The sequence below is a fragment of the Gottfriedia acidiceleris genome, from assembly GCF_023115465.1.
Lineage (GTDB): Bacteria > Bacillota > Bacilli > Bacillales > Bacillaceae_G > Gottfriedia > Gottfriedia acidiceleris_B.
Genome location: NZ_CP096034.1, coordinates 2,453,398 through 2,479,167, shown reverse-complemented (window position 1 = coordinate 2,479,167; position 25,770 = coordinate 2,453,398). Strand labels below are relative to the sequence as shown.

Genomic DNA, 25,770 nt, shown 5'->3' with positions numbered 1-25,770 from the left:
CTATTCAAAAGAGGTTGATTAGTATGGTATTGCAGCCTAAAATACTTGTCGTTACATCGAGTTTTGGAAATGGGCATAAAGAAGTATCTAAAGCGTTAAAAAGTGAGTTTGAACATATTAACTTTAACGATGTAACCATTATTGACATATACGAAGAAGCATATCCAACAATAAATGTATTTGCAAAAAATATTCATTTGCAATTATTCCAACATGCCCAAACAATTTATAAATGGTTCTTCTATGGGACTGAGAAATTAGTTAGTACAGTCATTTTTGACAGGCTTTTAGAATTATGCGGAAAGAATATAAAAAGTATTCTTCAAAAAGAGAAGCCAGATATTATCATTACTACATTTCCAGTTGGATCTGTAGCAAAATGGAAAAAATATTCATCACATCCTTGTAAATTATATACAGTTGTTACCGACTATTATATTCACCGTTCATGGATTCATAATGAAATCGATCGCTACTATATAGCGACGGAAGGATTAATACATCAGATGGTGAAATTAGGTGTTTCTTTATCGAAAATATTTGTATCTGGTATACCTCTTCGCCAAGAATTCAAAGAAATAGATTTTTTAAATGAAGGTACAAGTTTATCGAAATCAAACGATCAAATTTTAATAGTTGCTGGGGCAGTTGGATTATTAAAGGACGTTGAAAAAATGGCCAAGCAGTTACTTGTTGAAACAAAACTTAATGTAGCAGTTGTTTGTGGCTATAATCACATACTTTATAATAAATTAAGTAAGTTAAATGAAGAATACAAAGACCGACTACAAGTATTTGGTTACGTAAATAATATACGTAATTTATATAAAAAATCTGATCTCTTGATTACGAAGCCTGGTGGTATTACATTATCAGAATGTATTGCTTGTAATTTACCGACAATCTTATATAAACCAACGCCAGGTCAAGAAAAAGAAAATTCCCGAATTTTTGAAAATGCTGGTGCGTCAGTTACAGTAAAGTCGTTAAATGAATTAATTTTTTATATTAATCGAATTCTTTTCAAATCAAATCATTTAGAACAAATGAAATCATCTCTATCTGCATTAAATAAAGGGTTTAGTTCACAATTAATTGTCAATGATATTTATAGTTCAATTTCTTAGAAGATTTATGACTAAAAACTTTATGAGTACGTAAAAACACCACAAGGTAAGTATCCTTGTGGTGTTTGGTTTGAATGAATTAATCATCTATCCTAACAAATTGATATTGATTTTGTAAACAATGTTCAATAAATCTCTCTAATGCTTTTATTGTATGAATAGGAGCATCCTCATCTGCACCAAATGTATCTCCATTATCATGTAATAAAATAATTGCTCCTGGTTTCATTTGATTTAACAACAGATGATAAATACCTTCACTTCCTTTTTTACTACTCCAATCATTTGCCATTACAGACCATAAAATAATTTTAAGCTTTTTCTGAAATAGTAGAGGCAGTGAAACTAACCCCCAAGGTGGTCGATAAAAAAGCGGATCACTGTTCGTTATTTTCTTAATAACAATTGCAGTCTTTTCTATTTGATTTTTTAACTGGTTTGGACTGAGAAACCAATTACATATATGTTTATAATTGTGTATTCCGATTAAATGACCATCTTCATGTATTCTTTTAATGATCGTAGGATACTTTTCTGCTGCTGAACCTAAAACAAAAAAAGTTGCTTTAATTGAATGACTTTGGAGTAAATCTAAAAGTAAATTCGTATAAACTGGATGTGGACCATCATCAAAAGTTAAAGCAATTCGTTTTTGACTTTTATTTGAAACATGATGTATTGAAAAAAATTTAAATAAACGTGTTAGTAAACTCGGGATTGGTCCATAAAGAATAAATAATAGTAAAAGTAACCCCCCAATTATGATGAACATTGTAAGCATAAATTCTCCTTAACTAACTTTAAAATATGATAATATAACATTATTATAGTCTAATTTGCTAATTGTTGGTAATTAAATGAGGATAATATTATGATGAAATAAAATTGCAATTTCGATGATTATAAATTGATCAAATATGAAATTATATCAATATGAAAAAGATTAGTTTAAGCAGTTTAACACTAAGTTTATTGATGTAAAAGAGAAGGCATCAATTGAAGTATAAAAATCAGTCTTACAATATTAAGTAAAAAGGGATTAAACTTATTACATAGAATTAATACATTATACGATTCAAATTTGCCATTTTTAACTAATGAAGTTTAAAAATGGAATTGAAATACATACACAAAATAGGATAAATAGATTTGTGTAAAGAATAAAAATTTTGAGGTGAACAATATGATCGTAGTTACAACTGAAAACATTGAAGGGTATAAACTAGTTGAAGTAAAAGGACCTGTATTTGGAGTAATTGTTCGTAGTAGAGGACTAGGTGGCGATATTTTAGCTGGTCTAAAAAGTCTTGTAGGTGGTGAAATCAAACAATATACTGCCATGCTTGAGGATGCGAGAAAAGAAGCAATGGATCGAATGACTAAAAATGCTAGCGAAATGGATGCAAATGCAATTATCATGATGCGCTTTGATTCAGGTGAAATAGGGCAAAACATGAGTGAAATTGTCGCTTATGGAACTGCAGTTTTAGTCGAGAAAATATGATTAAAAAAACCTTGTCATTTGGTCTTACCCCTGTCAAGTAGACAGATAAAAAAAGCTATGCTGCCAATGCGTGTCGGTATTCAACTGGCGCGCGTTTTTTTAATTTTTTTTGAAAACGTTTGTAATTATAGTGGTAAATATAGTCCTCGATCGCTTGTCTAATTTCATCTTCTGATTTACACTGTTTTATATACAATTTCTCTGTTTTGAGATGCGAAAAGAAGGATTCAATGCAGGCGTTATCTAGGCAGTTTCCTTTGCGAGAGTGGCTGCCTTTTATGCCATAATCCTCTAATCGTTTATTGTATGCCTTAGACGTATACTGAAAGCCTTGATCTGAATGGAGAACGGCTTCAGCTACGTCTTTTTTTCTTACCCATTGCGTAACTGTTTTCAAAACAAGTTCAAGGTCATTACGTTTTGATAGCTGCCAACCTACTATTTCATTATTAAATAGATCTTGAATGACCGATAAATAATAAAATTGTTTACCATCCGAAACATAAGTAATATCCGTAACCATTTTTTGATTAGGTCCTGTTGCCCTAAATTTTCTCTGAAGTCGATTAGGATAGATAATTGAAGGAGTCTTTCCATGTCGTTTTCTTTTCTTTCGAATGATCGATTGAATCCTCATTTCCTTCATTAGGCGATACACTTTTTTATGATTAATCTTGTAGCCATTTTCTTTTAAACTGTCAGTCATCCGTGGGTATCCAAACTCTGGATTAAGTAGATGAACACTTATCATGTGTTCTCGTATATCCTGTTCCTCTTCAACTTTGATCTCACTATTTATTTTTGTGCGTCTCCATTTATAATAGCTCGCAGGCTTCACATACGAGATTTCTAATAACCAAGTAATTGGATGGGAATCTTTTAGTTCTTCAATTATTTCATACTTTATTTTTTGAGGGATATCATCTACTCCTTTATCAGATTTGGATACTGCTTTTTTAAGTAATCTACCTGCGCTTTTAAGTAGTCTCTTTCTTCTTCTACCGATTTAAATTTTGTTCGTGGTCTACCTTTAAATGGATTTATAACGCCACCTCGAACATCAAATGGTTCGCCACTTTTCCACTTTTTAACCCAAACTTTAAGTTGGGTGCAATGTCGAATTCCTAGTTCCTCCGCTAACACTCGATAACTTTGGTTACCATTCACATACTTCATCACTGCTTTTAATTTAAATTCTTCTGAATAACTTTGAAACTGTTGCCCTTTTTTTGCCATAGAAAAATCCCCTCCAAGTCACATTCATATCTCCATGTTAACATGAAGCTTTTTTCGAATGTCTACCTAAAGGGGATAATATCAATTTCAAGGTTTTTTTATTTCACTTTTTTATAGAATAGTTATGTAACTAACATATGCTTTAGTTGAACAAGTAGAAAAAAGCCTAACCGTTTGGGCTAGACTTTTGAAGTTTATATATAATTAGATTTGTAATTTTCATAATGCTCATGATTATTTCTTTCTAAACGAATAATTATATTTTTAAATCATTCATAGTTGCACTCCTAATATAAATTTTCATCGGGTATTATTGGACACGAATGATTTCATAAATATCTTTATCAAAACGTACTCGAGTGTGCTTAGATTCAAGGCGATCAATCTCCTCAAAACTTTCATATGTACATGAAAGGTCAAACCACATTTTTTTGATTTCAGTAAAAATAATAGTAAGCATCATTATTCCTCCTAGTATGAGCAATGCTGTTTTTTACCCTTTTCTTGGTGTATATGTGAGTGATTACAAATTGATTATATATCGAAAAGAGTTTGTTTTGTGAAGTTTTTCACAAAATAATGTGAATTTTTTGTGACTAATTTCTAATTGTTTGAATAATTTTGATAAAAATTCGAAATAGAAAGATTCATCAGTTAAAAACTTTTAGTGTAAGAATAAATGTACTGATTTCACGCTGAACTAACCCATGCTTTAGTGACATAATGACTTAGTCTAATTTTGTAAAAACAATGTATCCTATTAATATAAAAATTAAGATAAATCCAATAGGAATAATGTATTTTAAAACATCAGGAGGTATATGTATGAAACTATAAAAATTCTTAAACTACTTTATACCAGCTTTAATAATGATTGTTAGTAGTAAACTTGCTACAAATTATTACGTTGTTCGTACGCACATTGAACCTTTTTCTAACAACGCTTCATTATTAACTTTATTGTTTATGTTTTTTTTCGGCTTTGGAATGTTCGTGATCATTGTGGTACTTTTTATTAATCATATTAATCGTAAACTACTGGAAATATAAAAATAAAACAGTAAGGTATGCAATTAACTCATGTTTTAGTTCAATAATATGATCGACATTTTAGTCGATCTTTTTGTGCGACGGGCAGTCGCATAGGGTGCTTACCTTGTCAGCACCCTTCATTTTCTTTTCTAGACAGAGACGACACTTCGGTTTAACGACTGGATGAAAGATATAAATTATGAATTCCAGATGGTGAAAATCCATACTCGAGGAAACTGACCTAGCTCGAGAAGTCTAATCTAGGGCATTATTGTGAGCTAGTGTCTGAAGGAGATGCGGTAAATCGAATGACCCGTAGACGAAAAGATAGACCCTAATGCAAGAAGTGTGAAGTACGGCGGCGGGATAAGTTGGCGACTCCGCGAAAAGTGAGGAAGCCTCTAAAACGACATTTTCTTTAGAAGTCAAACGAGCGATATGAAAGTCCTTCTTCCTTTAAAGGAATAGCTTCAGACTTGATTTCCATACTATATTTTTGAAACTTTTGACCTTTGTCGCCATAACCTCCCCTTAAAATCAATGTTGCCCAACTGTGGGTTTTTCGACATCTACTTTTAGGGCGAGTCTAATTAACTGAATTTTTCTTTCATTGATGCATTAAAACAAACAAATGCAAAGGATGCTAAAAAGAAATATTTGGAATTTTTAAAAAAACGTGTGAAATTTTTAAAAATTTTGATAGAAATTCCCCAATTTTAACAAGTTTAGTCATTGGGTATAGAAATCTTTATTTAATGTAGGTAAATAGAACGGAAAATAATTAAAAAATAACATTTTATGACAAAAGATGATTAAATAGTCTGTATTTTACATCAGAACCATTAGATTTTTTTCATCAAACTCCGACACAAAGTAACAAATTCCCCAATACTCAGACATTTTTAGTGAAGTATTATTGAATTATAGATTAGTATTTTAATACTGATTTAATTTTTCGTTTATCTCATTAATTTAATAAGAGACGACTAAAAGTGGGGGAGTAACATGAAAAAGAGACAAAAGAAACGAACAATATCGGCTGTTGCGTTAAGTAGCGCGATGTTGATAAATATGGTCCTACCACAAAGTGCCATTCTTGCACATGCGGAGTCGAATGTTGATCAGAAAAATCCATCTGATGGGAAATTTACAGCAGACGAAGTGAACCGCATTTTGGCTGGATTAACACCGGAACAAAAAGCGAACATCAACAAACTAACTGGCGCGGATAACACACAAAAAATCCACGTTGATCAGAAGGATTTAAAAAACGGAAAAAACATTGACGTCATCGTTCAATTTAAAGTGGATCCAGCAAAGATCCAAATCATAAAGCAATCACTCGAAAAAGGAAGCGCAAGTGCGCAAACATTTGCTGCTGATTACACAGAAGCGAAACAAAAAGTTGCGGATGCACATGCAAAATTTAAAGCGTTTGTGAAGACACAACCGAGTAAGCAAATCGCTGGTGGAAAAGAAGTTTCTTCTAATATAGAAATAACAAGAGAATACACGGATGCATTCAACGGGGTTGCGTTATCGGTTCCTCCTAGTATGGTTCAAACAATTGCTAGTCAGGCGGATGTTGCGTCGATTTGGTCAGTTGTCCAGTACGAAGTAGAAGAAGGAACGCCTTCAGCAGGCGAAACAGCGACAGCGACTGAAGCTCCTTCGACTGGAAAACCAACTGCAGGACTTTCATTAATGGAAGTTGACAAACTACATGCAGAAGGGAACACAGGGAAATTCCTGTCAGGTCCAAGAAAAGGTCAACGAGTAAAAGTCGGGGTACTAGATACAGGGATTGATTACAACCACCCTGATTTATATGACGTAACACACGATGCGAACGGTCATATCTATGAAGGGCACGACTTTATTAACTCAAAAGTGGATGCAGATGGAAACGAGATTCCAATAGATGATCATGACCCGATGGAAACGATCTATCCGGATTGGCAAGAGGCAAGAGAAAATGCACCTGGAAGTGTATCGGCTAATTACAAAGATTATATTACGGAACACGGTACACACGTATCGGGTACAATTGCAGCAAGTACGACAGCGAATAATAACGTTTATTCAGCGGATGGTGTTGCACCAGATGTTGAACTTCACGGGTACCGCGTACTTGGTCCGGGTGGGCATGGTAATTCTTACTCTGTCCTAAGCGGAATTGACCAAGCAGTAAAAGATAAAATGGATGTCGTGAACCTATCACTAGGTGCATCTGTTAATGACCCGTTTTATCCAACGAGTATTGCAATTAACAACGCAACCTTACAAGGTGTCGTTTGTTCAGTCTCTGCAGGAAATTCAGGACCAGGGGCCGCGACAGTTGGGGCACCAGGAGCTGCACCGCTTGCCATTACAGTTGGTGCAAGTACCGTTCCAGAACAAATTCCCGTACAAACCCTAAAATTCGGAAACACGTCTTATCAAGCGCGGTTATTCGGGAAACATTTCGCGGACGCTGATGATGCGTTCAAAGGATTGTCGATTCCAGTCGTCGATGTTGGTCAAGGAACCGAAGATGATTATGCTGGAAGAGACATGAGCGGAAAAATAGCTCTTGTGCAACGCGGAGGCGAGTACTTATCTCAAAAAATGGCTCATGCGAAAGATTCTGGGGCAAAAGGGATGATTATTTGGGATAACACTGCGGATGAAGCAACGCAAGGTTATATTCCAAACTTCTTAGGGATTAACGGTGATAATGTGTATGCTGTTTCCATTACACAAGCACAAGGCGAAGCACTTGCGAAAGCAATCAAAGACGATCCTCAAAACGCAAAGATTACGTTCCCAATGACGCTGGATGCACCAATCAACAAACCGGCTGATGAATTGGCATCGTTCAGTTCAACAGGGCCAGTAAAAGATTGGAGTATCAAACCAGACGTCATCGCACCAGGTGTTGACATTTTCTCAACTCAACCATACGACATATGGGAACCAAATCCTAGTAAAGATTATAAATATGCGTATCAATCGATGTCAGGTACATCAATGGCTGCGCCTCACGTAGCTGGGATTTCAGCGCTTGTATTAGCTGCACATCCGGATTACACACCAGCCGATGTCAAAACGGCCTTAATGAATACAGCAAAAGATGTGGACACGGATTCAAAAACATACAGTGTGTACCAAGTTGGTGCAGGACGTGTGGATCCAGAACGAGCAATTCACTCAAACATCAAAATTCAAGTGTTAGACAAAGCGACAAGTGTTGCAACGATCGATGGGAAAGATCAGTATACACAAATCGATAACACAACAGGTAGCTTCTCGTTTGGATTTAATGGACGTGGAGAAGGGGCAAAACCTGGTTCGGATGATGTTGTACAGTCAAAAGAGTTTGCGATTACAAACCAAGGTTCAACAAGTAAAACATTTAAGCTGAGTTCAAAATTCATCACGACAAAATTTGCGGTTTCAAATCCAGTTGGACAAGGTACCGGAAATAATGTCAAAATCGATTTTTCGTCCGGTGAGTCAAATGTAACGTCTTTAAGTGTGGACGGAAATAGCTCGGTGAAAGCGAAAGCGACAATTACCGTGCCAGCAAACGCAGTAGACGGTACGTACGAAGGATATGTAAATGTTGTGAATGTAAATGATGCGAAAGAATCATACCGCATGCCGTTTACAATTACTGTTGCTGAAAAAGGAATTGATTTTAGTGTAGATATCAAAGCTATGACACTAACCGAGCGTTATACTGGAAACTATAACCCAAATATTGGCGCACCTGGTTCAGGCTATCGATTTTCGGTCAACAGTTCAATGGAAAGCGCCTATGTTCTATTGAAAGATCAAGATGGAAACTATATCGGAGTCGTACAAAATATTAGCAATATCAGTGGCGCTGGTCCTGGGGTTGTTTATGGTCCTGTACAAATGCTTGTTGGTGGACTCTATCTACCATTTACAAAACCATATAATGGCTCACTTGATCAAACTAGCATCGGGACTAAACCTGCGGTTCTGAAAGAAGGCGCCTATTCCGTTGAGATGGTCGCAACGGACAAAGATGGGAAAAAATTCACAAAAGAAGACACGCTTTATGTCGACTATAAAGCCCCTACCTTAACGATGGATACTGATTCGCAGCCGGGTATTTATGAAATCGACCCAACAGGATACAACCAAGGACAAGAAATCAAGAGATTTTATGGAACAGTATACGACTCAAATATGGATGTCATGAAAAACAATGGCGAAACGACGTTAAGTGATATTGGTACGCGTCAACCTGTACCTGTTAATCAAGGGCAGAACACAGTGTTTGGTTATCAAGATGGTCCATTTGTCACGACAACTTTCCGAACGGATGGAAATGGCCGTTTCAATTTCGGCTTAGAGCCTGATGACATTAAGGCAAGTGGAATGAAATTTGTCATCTATCCTCAAGACTATGCAGGAGCAGGTGACTGGTATTCAACGAAGAAAAAGTTTTACTTCATCAAAAAAGGTTCACCATATGTAACCTTCACAACTTCTGGAGGCGTAGACCCAGCATTAGAAAGCAAAGGAAACGTGGTCGTTGAACCGAAAAAACCATTTAAAGTGTCGCTTGCGACGAAAAATGGAATCGGAATGACCGGCGGGACGTTTACAATTAATGCTGGTAGAATCCTTGAGTATTCGAATATTAAGCTTTCTGACGACTATGTAAACTATTTAAGAAGTAAAGGGATCACACCGACACTAACAGTTGGTCAACCTTATTTAGATCAACACACAGGCAGAAATTCAATCGACGTGACGATATCTGGCGTTTCTGAAGCAGGTGCGTTGACGAAAGACACGCAAAACATGAAGATTTTTGAAGCAGATTTGACTTACAAAGATGAGAATGCATATGTTGGCCCAATCGATGAAGAATTCAATGTCATTCAATCGAGCTTCACGATCGACGGAAAAGATACAAGCGTTCCGGCTTTCTTAACGAATATGCCACTTCTCAAACAACCGATCTCACAAGTAACAGGCGGTCTGTTTGCGGAAAGCTTCAGAGCAAACAGTCTAAGCGGAAGTTTTACGAATATTACGAAGGATACAGGCGCGTTCATAACAGCAAAAGATGCCGATGGCAATACGTTTGTAACAGATAACGCAAGCGACACAAACACTGTTCAATACCAAAATAATACGTCAGGCACGTATTCCATTACAATGAAAGCAAGTGACAAACCATATTCAATTGAAACATATATGCCAGGTCACTTCAAAGGCTATCAAACAACGCCAGTGATTGGTTACAACAAATTTGGTTATCAATCAGGTTCATACTTTGATTTCGCATCAATGAACACACCACTTTTACTTGGTGGAGATGTGAATGGCGATAATGTCATTGATATGAAGGATTTAGTTTCAGAAATTCAAGCATATGCTGATTTTGATTTTCTAAAAGGTGTATCAGCGCCTTCTAAGGAAAAAGCGGAATTCTTTACAAATTCTACTGCTCATCGAAATAATGACATTAGCTATGCTTTCTCAGGACTAAATGGATTAGGCAGTTACTCTTTCAGTAATATTGATTACAATGATTTTTACTATATCTTGAAAAACTTTGGTCAGAAAAATCAAAGTGCGATTGATGCAGGTAAGGTCGTCCCAGAACCACAACTTACTTTGACAGACAATCTATCGATTAGTTCAAATAGAGGAACGTATACCGCTTCTTCTTATGATTCGAAAGTGAAAACCTATACGTTATCTGCTGGTAATGGTCTAAACGATGTCTTGGCAAAACTGAATTTTGCAGGTCCAACGCAAAAGACTTCAGGAACGCAATTACCAACTTTCCAAGATTTGAAAAATGGTTCAACTGTTTCGCTGATCCCGACGAGCACTGTGCTATTAGATGATACGGTATGGCGAAATGCGATTACAAAGGTTGAATTAGGAGTAGGCGGTAATTTCACAGATGTAACGAATGCAGTTGTGCCAAATACAACTGATAAATCTGTATCGATGACACCCGGCTACGTCAAATATGACCCGATTCAAGGGGCTATCTATGTACCGGCTACACTAAAATTACACGGTTCGTTATTTAATACAACTGGTACGTACACCGTTCGTATCACAGCGAATGGCTACCAACCAGTCACAACAAGCTTTACCATTGCATCTGTGCCAATTCCAACTCCTACGATTCCAATGGTCACAGATCCAGCAAAAGCGCATATCGGAAAGGATATCACGTTTAACTATAATTTTGCTGACGACGCAAATTGGCGTAATGGGATCAATAAAATCGTTGTCAAAACAAGAAATTTTACAGCAGGAATCGATATTACGAATTTAAAAGATGGAAATGGTAATCTGTATTACGACATTTCGCAATCAGGAAAAATTACATTTAAAGCTGATTTATTTAAAACAAATACAACCATTGATCCGAATGTCGGAACGTCGTATAATGCACCGATTAATCCAGGTGGAACGAACTATTTACCACAACAGTATAAATTCGAAATCAATTCAACTGGTTTAGACGGGACGATTTACCCGTTGGTCACAATCGGTGGAGATAGCGTCTATAGTGCGATGCAAGCAATTGGGTATGGCATTACATTTGATACAAAAGGCGGAAGTGCGATTGATCCAATCTCATTCGGTTATAAACCGGGTAATTCTCGAAATGGTAGCGCAGATAGGTTAATTTCAAATAACTCGCTACCAAATGGAAGTAATCCACTATCTGTTAAATCTGGCTATAATTTTGTTGGATGGTATCTTGTTGATCCGATCACGAATGATATGACAAACGTCTTATGGGATGTAAATCTAAACTATGCGTCAGATATAAAAGTTGCGGCGAAATGGCAAGTGAATTACACGCAAAACTATTCACCTGTTGATTTGTCGAAACCAGATGGTGATAAATTAGGTGGTACCGTACTGGGTGAAGGTCCCGTTACGATTAAAATCCCAGACTATACAACGACAACGCCATGGTTAAAGACAAAGAACGATATCGCAAAAATCGACGCGACGTACTACAAAATGAAAGCAGATGGCACGTTTGAATCAACAACGAGTACGTATACGTTAGACCCAACTACGTATGATTTAGTTGATAATCATGATGGTAGTGGTTCGTTAACGTTCACAACGGCGACAGAAACTTATGCAACAGCTCACCCGAGTGAAAAGTTTGCATTTAGTCAAGCACCATATTCAAACGGTTATCAATTGACACTAACGTCAACAGGTGGGGAATCCGTTCAAATTCCAAATGTGAAACTAGGTTATCGCCGACACATTGATTTAAATGGAGGCACATTAAATATAGCAAATGATGCATTCTTCAGTGACAAACTAGTCAACGGGAAAACAACTGGGATTGATATGCCGACAGCAGCAAAAAAAGTAACAAATGGCACCCTTTCCATGATGCCAAACCTTTATTATGATGCAGCTGGAACAAGCGGACAAACTGTACCAATTTCAATCTCAACTGGTAAAGTATTGAAAAACAATGAAACATACTACATCGCTTGGATGAAAACAGCGCCTCAAGTAACAAAAGATGTCGTAGGAAATATTGTCGGAAGCGATCTCACGTTACCATTTACAGATGACGGAACGTGGCGAAATAATATTAAGCAAGTTAGCATTGGTTCAAAAGTACTAAATGCAGGTACTGATTATAAAATAACGTATGATACAGTCACACACAAAGGTTCAATTACACTTGATAAATCATTGTTTACAGCAGGACAAAAAGTCAATGTAAACATTTCATCAGAAGGCTACATGGATGCGCAGGTGATAGACCAAATCATCGGCTACACTGTATCATTTGAAACAAACGGAGGCGATGCAATCGATTCGCAAATCGTCGACTCACGTGTCACAAAGCCAACTGAGCCAACAAAAGTTGGATACAAATTTATTGCATGGTACAGTGACGCAACGTTAACGACACCGTTTGATTTCACAAGTGTTGTCACAAAACCAATGAAACTGTATGCAAAATATGCCTTAGCAACATCAATCGTAACAGCCGATACAACTGATAATGCGTTAGGCAATGAGATCACACTCGAATTTAGCGACAAAGATTGGGCAAATGCGATTACGAATATCAAAGTGGCTGGCTCAGCAATTGATGCAGCAAACTACAAAATCGATGCAGCACATGGCACGCTAACAATTGATCAGAGTGTATTCAAAAAAACAGGTGACTTTATCATCAGTATTAGTGCAAAAGACTATGCAGATGTGACCGTGACGCAAAAAATCGTAAACGGAAACATCATTCGTTATGTTCTAAAAGGTGAAAAAGCACCATTTGAGGTAAAAGACCAAATCGTCGTACGTCGTATCACAGAACCAACCTTACACGGATACGATTTAAAATGGTTCGCAGATGAAGATTGCACAATCCCTTGGGATTTCACAAATTCGATTTACTCTGCAAAAACAATTTACGGAACATGGAAACCAGCTAAATACACTGTCATTTATAACACACAAGATGCTGGACTAGTCGTATCAGTAAAAGCTGAGTACAACTCATACCTTGATGAAACAAAACCAACAAGAACAGGCTATACGTTCCTTGGATGGACGAAAGATTCTGAAGGTAAAACACCATGGAACTTTGATACTGACAAAGTAACAGATAACATGATCCTTTATGCGAAATGGAGTATTAATTCGTACGCTGTTCACTTTAATAGTAATGGCGGTAGTCAAGTTGCTGACAAAACTGCAACATATAACTCAGGGATCACTGCACCGACAACAAACAGAACAGGCTACACGTTCGTTGGATGGACCAAAGATGAGGAAGGCAAAGTAGCTTGGAACTTTGATACTGACAAAATATCGGACGATATAAACCTATATGCGAAATGGAGCATTAACGCTTATACGATTCACTTTAATAGCAATGGTGGCAGTCAAGTGACTGATAAAACAGCTAATTATAATAGTGTAATGAGTTTACCAAAACCAACAAGAACAGGCTATACATTCGTTGGATGGTACAATGATGCAACGTTAAAAACGTCAGTAGGAACAAACGTAACATTAACAAGTAACATCACACTTTATGCAAAATGGAACATTAACACGTATACTGTTAAATTTGACAGTAACGGAGGAAGTTCAGTTGCTTCAAAAACAGCAAATTACAATTTAACAATTAGCCAACCAGCGTCACCAACAAGAAAAGGTTATGTATTCCTTGGATGGTACAAAGATGCAACAGGTAAAGTAGCATGGAATTTTGCGAAAGACCAAGTAACGAGTAACACAACCATTTACGCAAAATGGGTTGCAATTCCAGCGATACCATCGAACGTAAAAGCAACAAAAGACGGAAAAACGGGTGTCAAATTAACGTGGAACAGTGTAACAGGTGCAACGGGATATGAAATTGCAAAATCAACTTCAAAAACTGGCACTTACACTCACTTAGCAGATGCTACAAAACCAGTTTACACAAACAGCGGCTTAACGAAAGGAAAAACGACCTACTACAAAGTACGTTCTTTCAAAATCGTTGGTTCGAAAAAAATCTACAGCAACTGGACAAGTGTCATCGCATTCGTCCGTTAAACAAGAATGAACTAGTTGTACAAGTAACGAAAAAGGGTGCTTTCTCCATCACATGATGGGTAAGCACCCTTTTTCATATAAATAATTACAAACGCTTTTAACTATTCGGTGGAAGTATTTGTACTTCGAAATTCACTAAATGGAAACGTGTGGATAATCTCTACGCCAATTCAATGATTTCCATTTATCAGGTAATTATATTTCTTTCCCAATATCAAGTACGTCACTATTCGCTTTTTGCATAGATTCGATCGTGGAATTTCTCAATTCCTCCAACTGTTTGCTCAAATCTTTTTCCATCCGTTTATTATACCGTTTCGACAATAGGAGTCTAGAGAAAGCAATAGAGCTTGTAAAAAGAGAACATTCTGATATTGAGGCAATTACTCAACTTGGAGAAGGTTGGGTAGGAGAAGAAGCCATAGCGATATCTGAATATTGTGCTTTGAAGTATCAGAATGATTTTAAAAAAGCATTAATATCTGCAGTTAACCACATTGGGGATAGTGATAGTTTAATGAGTATATTGTATAGTATTGTATATCAATACTTTTAGAGTCTGTTTACATGAAGAACGATTTAAGTGAAATTGTCGCATATGGAACAGCAGTTTTAGTCGAGAAAATATGGAGATATGAATTTGATTTGTAGAGGGTTTTTCTATGGTTAAAAAGGTCAACAGTTTCAAAGCTATACAGAAGATTTAAATTAAAAGCAGTGATGAAGTATGTTAATGGTAGCCAAAGTTATCGAGAGAAATTCGTCATTGCATACAACTTAATGTTTGGGTTAAGAAGTGGAAAAGTATATCCTAACTAATAATTATTGATTAAAAGAGCCAGAAAACATAGCCCCAAACCCATTAAACAAAGATTTTGCTTCTAAATAAAATCAAAAGTGGGTTGCAGACATAATTACCTTTTAAGTAAGAGAAGAGAAATAACACTTATTAGCAATATTAGATCTATTTAACAATGGAATCATTGCATATGAAATCAGTGAAAATACACCGACTTTATTCGTTATAAAGTCAGTTTATCAAGCAGTTCAAAAAGAAAAGGATGTGCAAAAACTTATTCTCCACAACGACAGGGGAACACAGTATCATCCAAACTATATCAAGATAAACTGGAAGAGTAGTCTAGTTAGGATCGGGAAGGAATAGGATGGAACAAAGGGGGAGATGGGATGAAAGTGTGGAAACTATTACTATGTATCATCGCCTTAGTCGCCGTAGGAACTATGTACTACACGTTTGCGAAGTTTTCCGGTACACCGGTGGGGAAATTCAAAGAAAAGGAACAGATGTTAACTTATCTCGAAAAAAAATATCATCAACCATTCACGATTAATCTCGTTCAATATAACGGAGAAGGAGCAGGTTACTATGCAACAGCTTCGCCAAAAGCGAGTCCAACAATCAAGTTTGACGTATCCGTCTCGCAAGATGAAGAAAGCGGCTTTGCGGATTTGTATCCAGTAGAATTTTGGAAAACGACCGAAGCGGAGCCAATCAAAGCAACTATATCTTCCTTATTTCCGGCTGCAACACTGACACTGGAACGGAAACTAGAAGAAGCGGTCGGACCGAACATCCCGACTTTGCAATCGCTTCATTACGACGCTGGGTATTCTGGGGTCTTATCGATTGAAATGGATCGTGACTGGTTTAAACTGACGGAAACAGAACGTCAGTCCGAAATGAAACAAATCAAAACCTTATCAACGGTTCTTCAAACCAATCATTTTCCTGTTCTAACGTTCATTTTTTACGATTCGGATAGCTATGATCACCGAAAAGGCATCTACATTACGCAAAAAGGTGAAATCGTTGAATAAAAAAGAGTGAGGTAACTAGCGTAGGTAAATCGCTAGTTTTTTTGTGGATTTATCCTGACAATTTTTCAAAAAAGATTCGAAAGAGTAATAGTTTAGAAACAAATTGATTTAATTTACAAGCGAAGATGTAGGATTTAAATAAAGATTTGATTATAAGAGAATGGATAGATGATAAGTAATAATATCAACTCAACATCTATCCTTTTTTGTACTGTAATCTCTACACTTTTGTTCTTAAATGAAAGATTTACTTTTTAACTATGATTATATATTTTTTTCGTTTTCTTTCTTTTACTGATAATAAATGTACTACCAATCTAATATTTTCTCCAATTATCTTACTCAATGAAATTACATAATGAATTAATAACGACATTTACTCTTACTTCTAAAGGAATCGGGGATTCAATTAAAAATACATATTTAAATAGTAATGATGATAAACTGCGTGAAAGCTTATTTCCTTTTACAACTGTAAATATGGAATATTACAAGTTTTGGGTATTTTCTTTAAAAAACAATAAATTCCCCAAAATTTAGTTTTAAAAGGCATTTTTTAATAATCCTTAAGATTAGAGCTTTTTAGTACGATTTTTAAATATTTTCATCTGTTTTCTGCAGATTATTAGATTTAATTAATATAATTGTCAGATATTAATAGATTTAATTCATATATTTGTCAGAAATTATTAGTGAATTCCCCAATATGCGAAAATTGTAGATTACTGTAAAATTATTTTAACGTTTTAAATCTTAAGAATATTTTAGAAATTACAACGTTACTTTAATTTTTTGGGGGGAATTTATGAAGTATAGAAAAAAGTTTAGTAAAAGACAAACAAAAAAGATTTTTTCGTTCTTTGCATTGTAGTGCAATGCTATCAAACGTTGTATTACCTCTAGGTTTGACAAAAGTTCATGCTAATTAATATTCATTAAGAAGGAGACATCACAACGATGAAGCGTAAAAAAGTGAAAAAGACCGTTAAGACCGTTTCGTTTGCTAGTTTGATGCTGATTGGTAATGTACTTCCTACCTATGCGATGACTGGCGGAAGTGGTACGACAAACAAAACTATTAGTCCGATGACTGTCGACTCGGCAACGCAAAATTTGGCAAACTTGTATGCGCAAAAACTAAAATTTTCTCCGAGTTCGGTGGAAAAAACGGATGTATTGGACGTCATCGTTCAATTTGACGCTGATCCAGCTGCGATTCAACTATTGAATCAGCAAAAAAGCAGTAAGTCAGGTGTCGGAATCAACCAACAAAGCACGCCAGTCACTCTGGAAAGTGCCAAAGAGGTTGTGAGTCAAAATCATAGCGACTTTAAGAGTTTCATCAGTAGTGAATCGAAACGATTAAAAGCGACTGGTGAAACCAATTCGATTAAAACAGGTAGAGAATATACGGATGTATTCAATGGGATTGCTGTAAAGATTCCAAAAGCATCGTTAACCAGCCTGTTAGCACAACCATTTGTCAAAAGTGTCTATCTAAACGTTCAGTATGCACCGATCCCATCGACAAAGAATATTGATGCCGCGTCAAGTGCAACAGGAGATGGCGTCATCCAAAAAGAATCAACGAACCCGAATGTTTTACCAACATTCTCTCGTCAAACAACGACGAAAACGACATCTTCTGTTCAGTCGCCTGCGTCAAAAAATACCATTAAACCATTAGCAGGTTCGATTCCATCACCTGGACCAGAAGGTTCTCAATCAGGTGAAACGCCAGTACTTGATTGGTTAAAAATCCACGACCTTCAAAACGAAGGGGTAACGGGTAAGGGCGTGAAAGTAGGGGTTATTGATACAGGGATTGACTACAATCACCCAGACTTAAAAGATCTTTACCAAGGTGGACATGATTTCGTCGACGACGACAATGATCCGATGGAAACCGTTTACGCGGATTGGCTTGCAGCAAAAAATGCGAACGATGCGCTACCGCCTGAACAGCGTGATCCATATTTTCCAGACGACTATCATGAATACATTACATCACATGGTACCCATGTATCCGGTACGATTGCAGGGGATTCTCGAAACAATTCTCCTTATGCGTTAAGAGGCGTTGCACCTGAAGTCCAATTATATGGTTATCGTGTACTAGGTCCTCACGGAGGTAGTGATGAAGATGTCATCGCTGGAATTGAACAGTCTTACCGTGATGGTTGTCAAGTCATCAACTTGTCACTTGGGTCAAATATAAATGATTCATTGTCATCAAACGCGGTTGCGATTAATAACGTGACAGACCTTGGTGTAACGGCTGTGATCGCGGCTGGAAATTCAGGTCCTGGTGTTGGATCGATTGGAACGCCTGGTGCTGCGCCAAAAGCCATTACCGTTGGGGCGATGACGTTCCCAAAACCAATTCCAACGTTTGATATCCATTCATTCGCACCAAATAACAGCGAAGTGTTATCGTTCAATACACGCTTACTTAGTAAAGAATTTTCAGATAGCGATACAAAAATCAGTGGTTCCACTCCGTTTGACATCGTAGATGTTGGATACGGTACACCTGAATGGTACACCTCGGTCAAAAATAAAGGTGTCGATGTGACCAACAAAGTTGTCTTAGTAAAGCGTGGAGCAGGTGCACCAAACGCATTGGCTCAATACGCAAAAGAAGCTCACGCGAAAGCGATGATTATGTGGAATCCAACGGACAATCCAGCACTCATTTTTGATGATCAAGGATATTATCCATTCTTCTTCGGGCCAGGGAATAATACCCTTTATACGCTTCAAATCAACAAAGAAGATGGAACGAATTTCTATAATCAATTCAAAGCAGGCGCAATTAAAACCGTATCGATTTCGAATGCTGGAAACTTTACAATGGGCGGAAACAAATTAGCTGATTTCAGTTCAACAGGCCCTGTCACTGGTTCACTTGCAATTAAACCGGATCTTGTCGCACCAGGTGTCGATGTGTACTCAGCAGCACCTTTTGACATTGCATCGCCAACGAATACAGACTATTCAACGGCTTACCAATCGATGTCAGGTACATCCATGGCAACGCCTCACGTAGCTGGTATGGCAGCGTTGATTTTAGCATCTCATCCAAACTACAAACCAGAAGATGTGAAAGTTGCGTTAATGGAAACATCAGACAATCTTGCACAACAATATAGCTTGTTCCAAGTCGGTTCAGGGAAAAGTGATCCGTACCAAGCGGTTCATTCAGATATGCTCTTTAAAGTAAAAGATTACATCCAATCCCGTACATCTATGGATGATACCGTCACAAACAACTATGTATCCATTCCGAATACGACTGGTAGTTTTTCATTCGGTTATACACCTCGCCAAGTAGACGGTTCCGTCTCAAAATCGGGTGATTTGTATATTACAAACAACGGAACATCAGCGAAAACCTTTGATTCATCAAGTGTTTTCTTTAAAGATTCTTATGTAAAAGATGGAAGAGACGGAGCTTCTGAAGGAGCAAAAGTGTCCTTAGCGAATGCTTCTGCACCAGGTACTCCCGTAACATCCATCACAGTGCCAGCAGGACAAACCGTTCACGTTGTGGCAACCTTCACTGCACCAGATTCAGCCGCAAGTGGTTACTACGAGGCATATGTGAACTTCGTGAACCAAGCAAGCCCGTCAGAAACGTACCGCTTACCTCTTGCCATCAATGTTCAAAGCAGAGGGGTTGATTTCCGTGTCCAACGGAAAGCGATTACGTTAACCGGAAACAAAAACTTTAATCCGAACACATTCGCTGTGCTTCCACAGTCTTATGCAGAATTACGTGTAAAGAGTCCGCTTGATCCAGTCTACGGCCTAAGACTTTATCTCATGGACGTCACAGGAAAAAATTATATCGGTTATCTCACAACGGTCAACACGAACTCACTCAGCCTTGGAAATCTTAGCTATATTCCATTCTTAACCAATGGTTCGTATTATCCGTATACCACACCGATTTCAAAGGATGATCCAAACCTTACGTTGAAATTGTCCCAACAATCGTCGACACCAAAAATCACAGATGAAGGCGGTTACATCGTTCAAGCGCGTGCGTTAGATGCGACGACTGGTCATCTGTATGAATTAAACAGCAGTGTGTATGTTGATAACACCCCGCCGACGATGGAAATGGATGCAAATAGTCAACCTGGTATTTACGAAATTGACCCAGATGGTCCATCCACCAATGGTGCATTAAAATGGTTTTCTGGAAAAGCATATGATTCGAACGTTGACTATATGAAAAACGTTGGGAAAGATACAGCGGTTCCAAAGCCACCAAATTACGACACGGATACAAACGTGAGTCAATCATTAGGTCGAATTGACGGGATGCTTGGCGATTCGAACTCTGCACCGTATGTTAACTACTTTATCGACATGGAGGCAGACGGTAACTTTAAATTCGGGATTTCAAAAGAGGATCTTGTCAATACAACGAAAGACCCACAAAAAGAAATGTTTGGAACACAGTTCCGTATTTACCCAGAAGATTATTCATTTGCGGGGAACTTAGAAACGCAAGGTCGCTATTATTACTTCGTGAAAAAAGGGAATGAATACTCGATCAACCGTTTTAAACGTCTTGACTCTCCGGGTTCAACCACGTTAAACGGCATTGACCCTTCGTTCCTTGCAAACAAAACATTAGTCGGTCAAGGAGACAATTTCCAATCGACCTTGTCGATTAAATATCCGAAAAACCTAGTCGGGGCGAATTTCTTCTTAGACGAATTTGATTTTGCAGACAGAACAAATATCGATTTCAGCCCAGCTTATAAAGCTTTCTTGCAATCAAAAGGCATTCTAGCGGATAAAAACTGGATTGTGCTCGATAAAGATGTAAACAGCGACATGATTGTTCATTTCAACTTACCAGATAATGTGAAAGCACAAGGTGTGTTAAATACAAGTGATACGTTACAAAACGGTGTTGCACAAGAAATGCCGATTTTAGACATCACGTACAAAGTGGTAAATGATACTGGTCTTGATACGATTTGGCTTCAAGGAAGTGGGAATATCCCATTCATTACAACGTATCAAAATGGCACAACTGGCATAGACCGCATTCCGATTTTCCAAGACAAACATGTATTTGTCAAAGGTGGCGCGATGGTCACTGGAGACATTCGACCAGAAGGATTCCAAAACAATCCAACGTCTCCTACCTACGGTCGTTCAACACCACTTACGGCAGAAAACAGTGGTGCCGAGATTCGATTCGAAGATCCAAACGCAGGTGGCGAAAGCTTCACTTTACCAGTGGCGCAAGACCCAACAGCATCCTCTTCGTCAGACAATCAAGGATTAATACAAAATGGCTTATTTACAACCAAAATGCCATTGCAAGCAGGAACAAAACCGTACAATTTCACGATGAAAACACCGGGACATTTCACATACTACGGCACACTGGCTGTTAATGCAGCAGGTCAATATGGCTACGCGGCGGGCGGAAGATATAGCGTTCCACGCGCAATCATGCTTGCCGGGGATGTTAACAATGATAATGTCATCGATATGAAAGACATCGAAGCGGAATCTCGTGCGTATAACGATTATGTCGCAACACCATCAACGGTAACACGAAATGCCGATTTAAACTTCGATGGTAGTATCGATTACTCGGATTTTGAGTACATCATTAAAAACTTTGGCAAAATCAACGATACAGCACCTAATGCAGCGAACTTAACGGCAACAACAAAAACAAGTGCTGATTTAACACTGACTGGCTTTGCGACGATTCCAAGTGGTTCTGATTTAACAGCCTTTAATAGCGTCATCAAGCCTGTTCCTTACATGAAAACAAGCGACAGCGTAGCGAGTGTCTATTTTGGTAAAGTGAATCCGTTCCAATTGTTCTCGGTTGCTTACAAAGCACCAGACGTTAGTACAGGGGTGACGACCTTAACCCAAATCGATGATGCGGCTTATCGCGCAGCGATTGACGGAACTGGCGGGCAAATTCAGATTGATGGGGTGGATCGTAAGTCTGCTACAAACACGTATAATGGAGTGGTTGTGAATTCCATTCAAGATAAAGTCGTGTCAAGCAAAGGACAATTCGAAATGGACCCATCGTTGTTCCAAACAAGTGGCGTTCACACGATTCGCTTTAAAGCACCAGGTTATATGGACCGCTTCATGAAATTTAAAATGACGAATGGCGCAGGGAATTCTTTCAGTCTTCTTGCACCGAATAACGTGACAACAATCGGAAAACCACTAACCTTTACGCGTGCAGACGGTACAGGCTCAACAGCGGCTCACTACCGTGATGTTTGGATGCCAAACATCAACAAAATTACGGTAACAGACCCAAGCGGCGCGGTGGCAAAAACGTATACAGGAACTGAACTTCAGTCACTCTTTAACGTGATTACGCCAGCAAACCAAACGACGTTTAATTTTACGATTCCAGCAGGTGTATTTACGACACCTTCGATTAATAACAATGGAACATTCTTTGATTGGAAAATCGTTGTCGAAGCGAAGGATTATGATTCCTATACGTTCTCTCAACGGATTAATGCGAATCCAGCACCAACGCTGACATCAGAGACGAATCGTTATTTTGACGACAGCAATACAAATCCAATCAGCATCACAGCTGGGGGAACAAACGATACACAGCAGTGGCGAGATGCCATTACAGCGATTCAAATTGGAAATAACGTTATTAAAAAAGCGGATTTTGCTGCGAATAACATTACAGTAGGCGCACCAAATACGCCAATCATAATTCCTAAGTCACTCATGACAACACCAGGGTTAGTATCGGTTAGCGTGATGGCAACAAATTATCAAACGGTGAAAGTGGATCAACCACTTTACAAACAAGGCATTACCTTAACAAAACCAGCAGGAACCATTTACGCTGGACAAGATTTAGTGTTGAACTTCACTCCTGGCACAAAGGCATCTGATTGGATTAACGCGATGAAAACGAGCGGGACGATTAAATTCGGATCAACCGTTAAAACGCGTATCGCAATCGATGAAACAGCCGGAACGATCACAATTCCTTATGATTTAGTGAGAACAAACGGTGGCGGTGCAGTCGCAAAAACTTTCACGGTTACAGCTTCTGGTTATGCTGATAACAATGTATCGATTACGGTCACACCACAACCAGCACCTGTTTTAACACTAAGCGCACCAAGTGGAACGCCACAATATGGGGACACTGTTACCTACACAATGTCTGGTGCAGACAATCCGTTATGGAGAAGTTCTTTATTCGTTGGTGCAACAACCGAAACCACAACGGACAACGGAGATGTCAAATTTAACAACACATCTGTGAAACCGTATGTGACAAGCGTTGCTGGAAGTGTCACGATTGATGGCTATGCAACTCAATCCAATACAGCAGCAGGAAACAAAACGATTAATTTTGTCTCACCTTACTTTGCAACTGTTAGTATTACACAAGCTTTTGTTCAACGACCAGCGCCAACTCCAACTGTTACAACAAGCGGAGTCGGAAAACAAGTTGTGATCAAAGTGCCAAATACAGCAGAAAACACAAGATGGGCAAACGCAACAAAAGCTGCTTCAGGTGATATTACAGTCGGAGGCGTATCGGTGAAAGGTGACTCAACGATTTCGTCGACCGCTAGTGCGATCACGATGACACTTCCAGGTTCAGCATTCCCTGCGCAAGGAAATGTACCGGTTGTGTTGAAAGCGTATTGCTACCCAGATACAACGGTTACACAAGTGGTGAAGTTAAATCCGCCAACCTTGAACTCAAAAATTGCGTATGTGCAAGAAACCACACCAATTACGATTAACTTTGCATCAAGCCAAGATTGGCTGAATGCTAATCCAGTTCTTACGTTAAACGGTGAAGTGGTTGATTCAAGCAAATATACACTTAGTGCGACAGGTATTACATTTGTCGACCGCTCGCTTTTCCAAGCAGTCGATGTGTATGGGTTTACCCTTTCAGCACCGAACTATGTTGATGCAAAATTCACGATTTTCATCAGCGATGAGCTTGCTCATTTAATCAGTGTCACAACTGACACAAATGGAACGATCAGCCCTAACGGATGGGTGGAAGTGAAACATGGTGATAACCAACCATTTACAATCACACCAAACGAAGGCTATGAAATTGCAACACTAAAAGTAGACGGTGTGAAGATTACACCAGTTGATAACAGTTACATGTTCACAAATGTAACAGCTAATCATACGATTGATGTGACCTTTAAGCAAATCGTGTACAAGATGACGGTTTCAGCAGATGCTCATGGTTCAATTACACCAAACGGAAACGTCAACATGTTTTATGGCACAGATCAAACGTTTGTGATCACACCAGAAAACGGCTATGTCATTGACACCTTAACCGTTGATGGCGATAAAGTAGCAATCGAAGGAAACACCTTCACGTTAAAACATGTAACTGCTCAGCATACGATTCATGTTACCTTTAAAGACATCACAGCGCCAATCGCTCCAATTGTGAATGCAGTGACGAATACTTCGACAACGATTGTTGGGAAAGCAGAAAAAGGTTCTCACGTGGTGGCGAAAATTGGCACAAAGGTCATTGGGGAAGCGACAGCGAGTTCAACTGGCGATTTCACTATTAAGATCGCTAAACAAGCAGCAGGAACGAAGATTCTTGTCAGCGCAACGGATGCATCTAGCAATGAAAGTGCGAAGACGACAGTCATTGTCAAAGATGTGATCGCACCTAATGCACCAGTGGTGAAAGTGGTGAAAGACTCTGACAAAGTGGTAACTGGTAAAACTGAAGCTGGTGCAACAGTGACAGTCCTAGTTGGCACAAAAGTCATCGGAAGTGTAAAAGCAACAAGTACTGGTACATTCTCGATTACCATTCCAGTTCAAAAAGCAGGAACGATTCTAAAAGTAATCGCAAAAGACGCTGCTGGAAATAGCAGCAAAGCAACAACTGTCACGGTCATTGATAAAACGGCACCTGCAAAACCAGTCATCGTCAAAGCGACATCAACTTCGATTACTGGTAAAGCAGAAAAAGGTTCAGTGATCACAGTGAAAGTTGGCAAAAAAGTGGTTGGAACAGCAACAACAAACCAATCAGGCCAATTCACAGTGAAATTTGCCAAACAACGTGATGGCACAACCTTCACAATCACTGCAAAAGATAAAGCTGGCAATACAAGCGTTGCAACAACCATCAAGAAATAATGGAAAAAGCGTTCCGATGCATATCGGAACGCTTTTTCGTTTTTTTAAATAAATCAAATAGAAAGGGTGATTTTATGAGTGATGGAGAATGCACCAAGATTCTTACTTTTTAGGAGCTAGCGATAAATGGCGTTCAATTATTTATTACAACTGCTAATCAAAGTATTGCAAAAATTTTAATAAGAAGGAAGTTTAGTTCTCTAGGAAATGATTTTAAATCTATACAATTATCAAGATCAAGTAATAAAAAAATTC

General features: G+C 38.1%; 11 protein-coding genes. 6 read left to right on the top strand and 5 right to left on the bottom strand.

What is annotated here, in order from left to right:
• The first annotated feature begins 23 nt into the window (after positions 1 to 23).
• Positions 24 to 1,127 carry an MGDG synthase family glycosyltransferase gene (locus MY490_RS11850; RefSeq protein ID WP_248265900.1) on the top strand — a complete coding sequence of 368 codons (1,104 nt, stop codon included), beginning with the start codon at positions 24 to 26 and terminating at the stop codon, positions 1,125 to 1,127.
• A 79-nt stretch (positions 1,128 to 1,206) separates the two neighbouring features.
• Here the strand turns inward: MY490_RS11850 and MY490_RS11845 are convergent, their stop codons facing one another.
• Positions 1,207 to 1,908 (bottom strand): polysaccharide deacetylase family protein, encoded by a 702-nt coding sequence (locus MY490_RS11845; protein WP_248265899.1) that lies wholly within the window; start codon positions 1,906 to 1,908, stop codon positions 1,207 to 1,209.
• A 402-nt stretch (positions 1,909 to 2,310) separates the two neighbouring features.
• On the opposite strand from MY490_RS11845, the gene MY490_RS11840 reads away from it, so the two are divergent.
• Entirely contained in the window at positions 2,311 to 2,631 is a 321-nt protein-coding gene (locus tag MY490_RS11840) for a YbjQ family protein (RefSeq protein ID WP_097977451.1), read from the top strand.
• A gap of 55 nt (positions 2,632 to 2,686) precedes the next feature.
• Here MY490_RS11840 and MY490_RS11835 read toward each other — a convergent pair whose 3' ends face one another.
• The 3 genes from MY490_RS11835 to MY490_RS11830 all read right to left on the bottom strand — a co-directional run bounded on the left by MY490_RS11835 (position 2,687) and on the right by MY490_RS11830 (position 4,327).
• Positions 2,687 to 3,637 (bottom strand): IS3 family transposase, encoded by a 951-nt coding sequence (locus tag MY490_RS11835; protein WP_432707074.1) that lies wholly within the window; start codon positions 3,635 to 3,637, stop codon positions 2,687 to 2,689.
• Positions 3,556 to 3,867 carry a transposase gene (locus MY490_RS22340; protein WP_432707005.1) on the bottom strand — a complete coding sequence of 104 codons (312 nt, stop codon included), beginning with the start codon at positions 3,865 to 3,867 and terminating at the stop codon, positions 3,556 to 3,558. The genes MY490_RS11835 and MY490_RS22340 overlap by 82 nt, the downstream gene beginning before the upstream one ends.
• A 310-nt stretch (positions 3,868 to 4,177) precedes the next feature.
• Positions 4,178 to 4,327 carry a hypothetical protein gene (locus MY490_RS11830; RefSeq protein ID WP_165347220.1) on the bottom strand — a complete coding sequence of 50 codons (150 nt, stop codon included), beginning with the start codon at positions 4,325 to 4,327 and terminating at the stop codon, positions 4,178 to 4,180.
• Positions 4,328 to 5,904: 1,577 nt separating this feature from the next.
• Here MY490_RS11830 and MY490_RS11825 point away from each other — a divergent pair.
• The gene (locus MY490_RS11825) at positions 5,905 to 14,484 is read left to right on the top strand and encodes an InlB B-repeat-containing protein (protein ID WP_248265898.1); all 8,580 of its coding nucleotides are present in this window, start codon (positions 5,905 to 5,907) and stop codon (positions 14,482 to 14,484) included.
• A gap of 195 nt (positions 14,485 to 14,679) precedes the next feature.
• Here MY490_RS11825 and MY490_RS22335 read toward each other — a convergent pair whose 3' ends face one another.
• A complete protein-coding gene (locus tag MY490_RS22335) occupies positions 14,680 to 14,784 on the bottom strand; it encodes a hypothetical protein (protein ID WP_432707004.1) in 105 nt (34 codons plus the stop codon).
• Between MY490_RS22335 and MY490_RS11820 the strand changes: the two genes are divergently transcribed.
• The 3 genes from MY490_RS11820 (at position 14,738) to MY490_RS11810 (ending at position 25,515) form a co-directional block, all read left to right on the top strand.
• Positions 14,738 to 15,040 (top strand): ADP-ribosylglycohydrolase family protein, encoded by a 303-nt coding sequence (locus tag MY490_RS11820; RefSeq protein ID WP_248265897.1) that lies wholly within the window; start codon positions 14,738 to 14,740, stop codon positions 15,038 to 15,040. The genes MY490_RS22335 and MY490_RS11820 overlap by 47 nt on opposite strands.
• A 632-nt stretch (positions 15,041 to 15,672) precedes the next feature.
• A complete protein-coding gene (locus MY490_RS11815) occupies positions 15,673 to 16,323 on the top strand; it encodes a hypothetical protein (protein ID WP_248265896.1) in 651 nt (216 codons plus the stop codon).
• A gap of 1,176 nt (positions 16,324 to 17,499) precedes the next feature.
• Entirely contained in the window at positions 17,500 to 25,515 is an 8,016-nt protein-coding gene (locus MY490_RS11810) for a S8 family serine peptidase (protein WP_248265895.1), read from the top strand.
• Positions 25,516 to 25,770 lie beyond the last annotated feature (255 nt).